Genomic DNA, 9,348 nt, shown 5'->3' on the forward strand with positions numbered 1-9,348 from the left:
CCGCAGTCCCTGCGGTCGGCCCGTCGTCTATTCAAGGGGAGGACACCGGTGGATTCGCATCAGGAGCACGTGCTGCGCGAGGTTGCGCAGAAGAACATCCGTTTCATCAGGCTGTGGTTTACGGACGTCGCTGGCGTCCTGAAGTCGATTTCGATTGACCCGGGCGAGCTGGAGGACGCTTTCGCTGAGGGCATTGGTTTCGATGGCTCGGCCGTCGAGGGCCTCACCCGCGTGTTTGAGTCCGACATGCTGCTCATGCCCGATGCCTCGACCTTTCAGCTGTTGCCGTGGCGTTCCAACGAGGATCCCGTCGCTCGCATGTTCTGCGACGTCCTCATGCCCGATGGTCGCTCTGCCCCCTCGGATCCGCGCGGCGTTCTCGAGCGTGTCGTCGAGCGCGCCGCCGACGCGGGCTTCCGCGTCATGATGCACCCCGAGATCGAGTTCTACCTGCTGCGTCAGCCCGTCACCCCCGAGCGCATGGTGCCCGTCGATCAGGCGGGCTATTTCGATCACGTCGCGCGCGGGGATTCTAATGATTTCCGGCGACGCGCGGTGCGTATGCTGGAGGATATGGGGATCCCCGTCGAGTTCTCTCACCACGAGGGAGGTCCCGGCCAGAACGAGATCGACCTGCGCGCGGTGGACCCGGTGCGCGCGGCCGACAACATCATGACAGCTCGTACGGTCATCGAGGAGGTGGCCCTGCGTGAGGAGTTGGTCGCCACCTTCATGCCGAAGCCCTTTATTGAGCATCCGGGGTCGGGCATGCACACGCATCTCTCGCTCTTCGAGGGTGAGGAGAACGCGTTCTTCTCGCCGTCGGGTCAGTACCGGCTCTCCATGACGGGTCGCCGCTTCATCGCGGGCCTGCTTGCGCACGCCGGCGACATAGCGGCGATCACGAATCAGCACGTTAATTCCTACAAGCGCCTGTGGGGCGGGGGAGAGGCCCCGTCCTATGTGTGTTGGGGCCACCTGAATCGTTCCGCTCTCGTGCGTGTGCCGCTCTACAAGCCCAAGAAGAGCGCGTCGGCGCGCATCGAGTACCGCGCCCCTGACCCGAGTGCAAACCCCTACCTGGCTTTTGCCGTTATGATCGCGGCTGGCCTGGACGGCATCGAGAAGAAGATGGAACTGATGCCGGAGGCCGAGGATAACGTGTGGAATCTGTCGGATCGCGAGCGTCAGGTGATGGGTATCCACGCCCTGCCGACCTCCCTGTCGGACGCGGTGCGTGAGATGAAGAAGTCGGAGCTTGTGGCCTCGACACTGGGCGAACAGGTCTTTGACTACGTTATCCGCAACAAGCGCAAGGAATGGACGGAGTACCGCCAGCAGATCACGCGACAGGAACTTGAGCAATTCCTGAAGGTTGTTCCCCGGTGACCCCCGACGATCTGCGGGTCGCCGGCTTCCTCGACGCGCGCCGGGCTCTGTCGTTCCTGGAGGAACTGCCTGCGGGGCAGTCGTGGGTGGGGGATCTGAGCGCGTCGGCCGATCCTGACCAGGCCCTGCTGCAGGCGGTGCGTCTGCGCGAGGCGGACCCCGGCCTCGTCGGTGCGCTGAGCCGAGATGAGCGCGCTCGTCGTCGCGTGTGCGCGATCCTGGGTGGGAGCCAGTGGTTGGGCGATTACGTCATCGCTGATCCTGCCCGCGCGGCTGCGATTAATGAGGATCCGGGTGATCCTCGGGAGGTCTTGTACGAGGCCGTGGGAGCCCGTACTGTCGGGCGCGGCGCGTTGGTGGCCGCGCGGGAGGCCACCGCCGACGACTTGCGCGCCGCCTACCGGCGCGTGCTGCTACATCTGGCCGCCGACGACCTGACGAGCGGCACCCCCGAGGACATCATGCCGAGTGTGGGGGCGCGCATCGCGGACCTGGTGGACGCCACTCTCGACGCGGGCCTGGCCCTGGCCCGCCGCGACGTCGACCCCGAGGGCTCCGTCCCCTTCGCGATCATCGCCATGGGCAAGACGGGCGCGCGCGAACTCAACTACATCTCCGACGTGGATGTCATCTACGTGGCTGAGGCGGGGGAAGACGGGGACGAACGAAGTGCCCTGGAGAAAGCAACCCGCCTGGCCTCAGCCACGGCCTCGGCGTGCTCGGGGCCGGGAACGCAGGCACCGCTGTGGACCGTGGACGCGAACCTGCGGCCCGAGGGGCGCAACGGCGTCCTCGTGCGCACGATTGAGTCCTACCGACAGTACTGGGACAAGTGGGCGCAGACCTGGGAGTTCCAGGCTCTGCTCAAGGCGCGCGCGTGCGCGGGCGACCCAGAGCTGGGGCGCGCCTTCGAGGAGGCGGCGCAGCCCTACGTGTGGAGCGCGTCAGCACGCGAGGGTTTCGTGGAGGCCGCGCGCGCGATGCGCCGCCGCGTCGAAGACAACATCTCCCGCTCCCACGCCTCACGCGAACTCAAGCTCGGGCGCGGCGGACTACGCGACGTCGAGTTCACCGTGCAGCTGCTTCAGTTGGTTCACGGACGCACTGATGCCTTCCTGCGGGTGCGCTCGACCCTGGAGGCGATCAGCGCGCTGCGCGAGGGCGGCTACATCGCACGCTCCGACGCCGACCAGTTGTCCTCCTGCTACCGCTTCCTGCGCGCGCTCGAGCACCGCACGCAGCTGCCGCGCATGCGCCGCAACCACCTGATTCCCGACAAGGACAGCGACCTGCGCGTCCTCGGGCGGGCTATGGACCCGGTGCGTTACCCCGACGCCGACGCGATCCGCTCGGCCATCGACGACGTGCGCGCTGACGTGCGCGCCCTGCATGAGGACGTGTTCTACCGGCCGATCATCGCGGCTACCGCATCCCTAAGCGCGGATGAGGCCTCCTTGCACGCCGAGGGCGCGCGCGACCGACTGGCCGCCATCGGATACCGCGACCCCGCGGGAGCTCTCATACACATCGCCGCCCTCACTCAGGGCACGAGCCGTCGCGCCGCGATCCAACGCCACCTCCTGCCCGTATTCATCTCGTGGCTGGCAAACGGCGCTGACCCCGACATGGGCCTACTCAACTTCCGCGTCCTGTCCGAGGACATTGGGGAGTCGCACTGGTATCTGGCACTCCTGCGCGACTCGGGGGTGGCCGCCCGCAGACTGATGACGATGCTGCCGAACTCCCGGTGGATCGCCGACGCGCTGGCCAAGCGGCCCGAGGCCGTGGCGTGGCTGGACGACGACGCGGAGTTGGCACCGCGCGAGCCGCAGAGGCTCACCCGAGAAGTCGCCGCTCTCATCGACCGCCACGACGACGCGACGGAGGCAGCCGCCCGCGTGCGTGCCGTGCGCACCCGCGAGCTGACGCGCGCCGCCATGAGCGACCTACTCGGCGGAGTCGACCCGCGCGGGCACGCCATCGCCGACGCGACGGACGCCGCACTGCTCGGAGCCCTCGCGATTGCGGGGCGGGAGGAAGCCGAGCGGTGGGGGAGCGAGCGCGCCCACGTCACCTTCGTGGCGATGGGCCGCTACGGCGGGCGCGAGTGTTCCTATGCCTCCGACGCCGACGTCATTGCCTTGCATGAACCCGTCGGTGGTGCCTCCGACTCCGAGGCTGCGGCCAGTGCCACTGCGATCGTTAATCGGGTCAAGAAACTCCTCGGTTCGGCGACCAGCCAGCTCGGTATCGTTGTCGACCTCGACCTGCGCCCCGAGGGGAAGAATGGCCCGATGAGCCGCACCATCGCCTCGCATGAGGAGTACGCGCAGCGCTGGGCCTCGACGTGGGAGCGCCAGGCTGCTGTGCGCGCCCGGCCTATCGGATCGAGCGACCTCGACGAGCGCGCCCGCGCCCTGTTTGAGTCCATGGCCTACAGGGAGGTGAGCGAGTCGGAGGTGCGTGACATCCGACTGCTCAAGGCCCGCATGGAAAACGAGCGTCTGCCGCGCGGCAGCGAACCCGCCCGGCACGTCAAGCTTGGCCCCGGCGGACTCTCCGACGTCGAGTGGACGATTCAGCTCATTCAGATGCGCCACGGGCGCGAGGTTGAGGGCCTGCGGACCCCCTCCACGACGCGGGCCATTGCGGTCGCGCGCGACGCGGGGCTGCTGGCCGCGCCCGACGCCGAGATTCTCCTGAGCGCCTGGGACCTGGCCACGCGTATTCGCGCCGGCAATACCTTGGCGACCGGGCGCATGAGCGGTGTGAAGCTCGACGTCCTGCCCCGTGACAGCGCGGAGCTGAGCGCGCTTGCCGCTATCCTCGGGTACGGGAGCGGCGGGCTCACCGCCCTCGAAGAAGACTGGTTGCGCGCGGCACGACAGGCGCGCAACGTGATGGAACGAGCTTTCTGGGAGCAGCAGTGAAGATTGTGCTGGTACGGCACGGACAGACCCCCGCCAACCGACTGGGGGCCCTCGACACGGTCCGCCCCGGCCTCGGCCTGACCGAGGAGGGCCTGGCTCAGGCGTGCCGCCTCGCGGATCGCTGGGAGTCCGAGGTTGCGCCTGCTCCCACCGTTATCGCCGTGTCCGGTCTGTATCGCACGCGCCTGACGGCCGCGCCGCTGGCTGCGCGTTATGGGCTCACCCCGCTCGTCTGTCCGGGGATTCGCGAGCTGCGCTCGGGTGACCTGGAGATGGCCGCCGACCCTGCCTCTCAGATGGAGTACGTGCGCACGACCTTGTCGTGGTGTGCGGGGGACGTGGACAACCGGATGCCGGGCGGGGAGAGCGGGCGCGAGGCCCTGGCTCGTTCCCTGGAGGCCGTGCGCCGCGTGGGACTGGCGGCTCGCGAGCAGGCGGGGGAGGACGCTGTCGCCGTCTTCGTCATCCACGGTGCGCTCACGCGCCTGCTGGCCACGTGGCTGTCGGCCGAGATTGACGAGTCTCTCGTGTCAAAGCACTTCATGTCGAACACGGGTACGACCACTTTCGAGTGGGCGCCGGGCTTCACCCCGGCCTCGGCCTCCGAGCTGGCCAAGGGCCTGCATGCCCTGACTTGGAACGACCGCCCGCTCGATCAGTGGGCCTGAGGCTCTTCCTCACCCGGGGCCTCAGGCGCCACGAACGCTGAGACCTCGTAAAGGCCTGTATGAGAGCTGATACCGGTTGATCCGTTTGTTGTCGTCAAACCGTCATTCGAGGTACCCTGAGTTTGTGGTCAGTGTCATGTAAGACACCACAACAAGGAGGTACGCCGATGTCCCGTTCCCTACCACTGGTTGTCGTTATTCCCGGTATCGGTGGGAGTGAACTCGCGGATGCGTCCGGCACAATCGTCTATAGAGCTGGTTTGGTTCCTCTCGCCCGCGTGGGGCTAGATCCGAGTGTGCTTGATCCGAACAACGAGCTGCGCCCGGTCGGACTCATCGGGCCCTGCTCGTTGATATGTTGGCAACTCATTACCGGCTACGACGGCTTGCTGAACGGTATTTCCAAGGGACTGGGACTATCCCCTGGACGCGTCGTAACCGCGGGTGAGGAACTGGTCGACCCAGACGCTCCCATCGTCGCCTTTCCCTATGATTTCCGCCGGTCGGTGGAACATATCGCCAATGATTTGGAACGCGTCGTGCGCGCGCGGGCGCAGGGACGGCGCGTCGTGCTCGTCGCACACTCGATGGGCGGCCTGGTTGCCGCGTGGTGGTGGGCTTTCCTGAGTGAGGGTATCGATGTCGACCAGATCATCACCCTGGGAACGCCATTTCGCGGGGCGGCGAAGGCTCTCGATGCACTGGTCAATGGGATGCGCATCGGGCCATTCGCTCTGTGTCAGGCGGTTACTGACACCGTGAGGACATGGGATTCTGTCTTCGATCTGCTGCCCCACTACCAGGTTGTCGACGGGAATACCGGGTGCCGATACCCGTACGAATTGCCTTCCGGCATCACGTCGGCCGTCGCTGGATTCTCAGGCAAAGCGCACAAGGCCTATCAGGAAAACCAACGTTTGCATAAAGCGCTAGTCAATAAGGTTGCAGAGAGTGGGCGTAACCCTTTCACCGTCTACTACTCGCAGGGACACACAACTCTGGGGCGCGCCAGAATCGATACTCACTCGGATGGACTCGTGGTGGCCAAGGGAAACCCGCGAGCGATCCCAGCGAGCTGGGATGGTGGCGACGGGACGGTTCCGATGTTCTCGACGATTCCCGACGTCGTGGAAAGAGATGTTTCCCGGTGGCGGCGACTGGCTGGCAAGCATCAAGACCTGGTGGAAGAGAAGTCAGTCTTCGAGCATTTGTCGGAATATTCGCGCACACGGTTGCCCGCCGCCGCCAGGGGTGGCGTCTATGAAGCGAGTGCTTACCTGCAGCTTGATCTCGACGATGTCGTGCTTGCGGGAGTTGATACAGAGTTGAGGCTCCGTGTGGTAGATAAAGCTGGCAATGCGTTGGATCCGAAAAACGTCGGGGGCAATGTGGGTGGGCACAGGTTCGTTGCGGAACGCTCTGACGACGGATGGTGGCTTGCTCAGCTCCCGCGATTGGAGGAGGGGGTGCATTCGGTGATGCTGTCGGCGACGGAAGTGCCCGGTGTTGGTCGGGTCGGAATGAAGACGCGTCTGGGGGTGGCGTCGTGAACGATTGCAAACTGTGGGATTCGGTGAAGCATCCGATTGGCTTGGCGGATACGGTTCATGTCGGGTGGGTGCAGCGGTTGCTTCGTTCTGCGGAGTGGAGCGGTTTTCCTGGTCCTGAGCCTGACCTGGTCGTCGGCGGGCAGACGCGTGTAGAGGCTCACGCGAGGAGGGTTTTTGATAAGTTTGTCGAGCTGGGGATCGAATACGTTGCGGAGCCGACAGATAGTGAGCCTGGGGCGCAGCGTATTCGGCCTGTCAATGAAGTGCTTGCTTTCAGGAAAGCGACGTGTCTTGATCTGTGTGTGGCCTTTTGTTGTGCTGCGCTCGATGCCGGGATTTACCCGCTGATCCTGACGGTCACAGCCGATAGAGGACTCAACAGGCATGCGATTGTTCTGGTTCCTCTTGATCGAGTGTGGGCTAACAACTGTGGCGCGTTGCTTGAGACGGGGTTCAGTCGCGAATTATTGGAGGTGGATGGGGAAGCGCTCGGGACGATGGTGTACGAATCTGAAGGCGACCCATCGGGCACGTGGTTGGCGATTGATGTTCAGCAGGTCACGGAAGTGGGGGCTAACTGGGGCGCTGCGCTGTCTTCGGGCGCTCAGTATATTCGGGACTGGGAGTGGGATGTGTGCGTGGATGTTGGGGGTCTGCGCAGTCGCACCTCTGATCGGGAGCTCCCTCCAGGGGGACACATCGAGAAGGTGTTGGCTCCTGCTTATGCCGCGTTGCCCGAGGATTTCACGCCCTTGCAGCTGATCAAGGCACGGCACGGCGTCGTGCCCTACCAGCAGTGCGCCGAGATGCGTCAACTTCGCGAATGGGCGATGACAGTGCCGAGTGATAGTCGAACTGGGGGGAACGGACGGAATGCCGATATCTCCGTTGCCGTTGTGACGGGGGCTGGCGGTTCGGGTAAGACGCGTATGGCTGCGCAGCTGTGCCACGATCTGTCCACGATCGGATGGTACACGGGGTTTTTGCCCTCGACGACCGAGGTGACGGATGAGGAGCTGGCTGCTCTCGCGAAGGTGGCCACTGAGCTGTTGGTGGTGGTGGACTACGCCGAGGAAGCTCGGCGGGGTCTCGTCGCACGGGTGGTTCGTAAGTTGCGGGCGAGGGAGTCTGCGACCCGGATCGTGTTGACAGCGCGCGGTGCCGATACGTGGTGGGAGGAGTTCTATGAGGAGGCGGAGCAAGACGGAACCGTTCTGAGTAACACGCTGCCACTGCCCATTCGGGGCAAGCAAGATGTGGAGGCGGATCCGTGGTTTTTCGGACGCATGTACCGCAGGGCGGTTCGGCAATTCTCTGACATGCTCAATGGGGCTGTTCCGCCAGACGTTGAGGTTCCCGAGGGGCTGGGGGACACCGCTCTTGACGTGGTGTTGAGGGCCTGGCTCGCCGTGTGCGGCAACGACGAGGTGGCTAAGAAGGACATGCCGACCCGGGAAGAGCTCTACGACAAAGTACTGTCGATTGAGTTTACTCGGTGGCGTAAGGAACTGAAACTGGGAGACATCAGCCGTGACCAACTGCGTCGCGCCGCTGCCGCCCTCAGCTTGCTTGCCCCGAGCCAGGACGAGGATGCGGTCGATGACGTCCTGAGCAGATTGCCAGAGTGGAGTCAGGAGCATCTGCTCCGCAGCCGTTTCGCAGAACTGCTTGTCCAATCCCTCTTGCGTGATGACGGTGCAGAGTCCGTCAGCCTGCGGCCCGATCCGGTTGCAGAACACCTCATCCTGGCGGTCTTCGGAAAGAAGCCGGAACTGCTGGATCGGGTGCTTCCTCAGGATCCGGCGAAGGTACCTGGCATAGACGCCCCCGATGCTGACGACTCAATCGTTACGCGTAAGCTCGAGTGGGGCCAGCAGGCGCGCAACGCCTGCGTGACCCTTACACGGGCCTCCTCTCTCGATAGAGAGGCGGCACTTCGCCTGGCCCGGCGTGCTCTCCGTGAGAGGCCATTCCTGTGGAAGGAGGCGCTGGACGTCGCGCTCACCCAGGGAGGACCCTTCGCGCAGGCCCTGACAGCGCTAATCGAATCCGGTGCGGATCTGCCCCTCGGCAAGATTGATAATGAGATTCCTGTCGGGCATCCGGCGTTGGCGGGGGCGGCCTTGGCGGCGACCAGGCGCCTTGCAGATTCCGCCGAACCCAGTCCGGGGCAGCGGGCGTACTGGGCGAATCGACTATCCATTCGTCTATCGGATGTTGGTGAGCGTGGTGAGGCGCTGGGGGTGGCCCGTGAGGCGGTGGAACTGTATCGTGCGTTGGCTGAGGCTTCCCCGCAGGCTTACATGCCTGACCTGGCGATGTCGTTGAATAATCTGGCGAATCGTTTGTCGGCGGTGGGTGAGCGTGGTGAGGCCTTGGTGGTGGCTCGTGAGGCGGTGCGTTTGCGCCGGGTGTTGGCTGAGGCCTCCCCGCAGGCTTACACGCCTGATCTGGCCGGATCGTTGAATAATCTGGCGATTCGTTTGTCGGAGGTGGGTGAGCGTGGTGAGGCCTTGGTGGTGGCTCGTGAGGCGGTGCGTTTGCGCCGGGTGTTGGCTGAGGCCTCCCCGCAGGCTTACACGCCTGATCTGGCCGGATCGTTGAATAATCTGGCGATTCGTTTGTCGGAGGTGGGTGAGCGTGGTGAGGCCTTGGTGGTGGCTCGTGAGGCGGTGGACGCGTATCAGGTGTTGGCTGAGGCTTCCCCGCAGGCTTACACGCCTGACCTGGCTGCGTCGTTGAGCAATCTGGCAAATTGTTTGTCGTCGATGGGAGATCGGGACCGGGCGTTGGTGGTGGCTCGTGAGGCGG

Annotated in this window: 5 protein-coding genes; all 5 read left to right on the top strand. The window is 64.7% G+C overall.

Annotated elements, in window-relative coordinates:
* Positions 1 to 48 precede the first annotated feature (48 nt).
* The gene (locus HMPREF1136_RS08260; protein WP_009648879.1) at positions 49 to 1,389 is read left to right on the top strand and encodes a glutamine synthetase family protein; all 1,341 of its coding nucleotides are present in this window, start codon (positions 49 to 51) and stop codon (positions 1,387 to 1,389) included.
* Positions 1,386 to 4,319 carry a bifunctional [glutamine synthetase] adenylyltransferase/[glutamine synthetase]-adenylyl-L-tyrosine phosphorylase gene (locus HMPREF1136_RS08265; RefSeq protein WP_009648844.1) on the top strand — a complete coding sequence of 978 codons (2,934 nt, stop codon included), beginning with the start codon at positions 1,386 to 1,388 and terminating at the stop codon, positions 4,317 to 4,319. Before HMPREF1136_RS08260 ends, HMPREF1136_RS08265 begins: the two co-directional genes overlap by 4 nt.
* Complete coding sequence (locus HMPREF1136_RS08270; protein WP_009648861.1) at positions 4,316 to 4,987, top strand: histidine phosphatase family protein; 672 nt, start codon at positions 4,316 to 4,318, stop codon at positions 4,985 to 4,987. The genes HMPREF1136_RS08265 and HMPREF1136_RS08270 overlap by 4 nt, the downstream gene beginning before the upstream one ends.
* A 167-nt stretch (positions 4,988 to 5,154) precedes the next feature.
* Complete coding sequence (locus HMPREF1136_RS08275; RefSeq protein WP_009648843.1) at positions 5,155 to 6,537, top strand: lecithin--cholesterol acyltransferase; 1,383 nt, start codon at positions 5,155 to 5,157, stop codon at positions 6,535 to 6,537.
* Positions 6,538 to 7,289: 752 nt separating this feature from the next.
* Positions 7,290 to 9,348, top strand: a 2,059-nt coding sequence (locus HMPREF1136_RS08280) for a tetratricopeptide repeat protein (protein WP_232204197.1), incomplete at its 3' end; no start/stop codon positions are given.

It is taken from the genome of Actinomyces sp. ICM47, assembly GCF_000278725.1.
GTDB lineage: Bacteria > Actinomycetota > Actinomycetes > Actinomycetales > Actinomycetaceae > Pauljensenia.

Bases quoted from the DNA above. Each gene is read 5' to 3' on its own strand.
- HMPREF1136_RS08275 (WP_009648843.1), top strand. From the start codon at position 5,155: ATGTCCCGTTCCCTACCACTGGTTGTCGTTATTCCCGGTATCGGTGGG.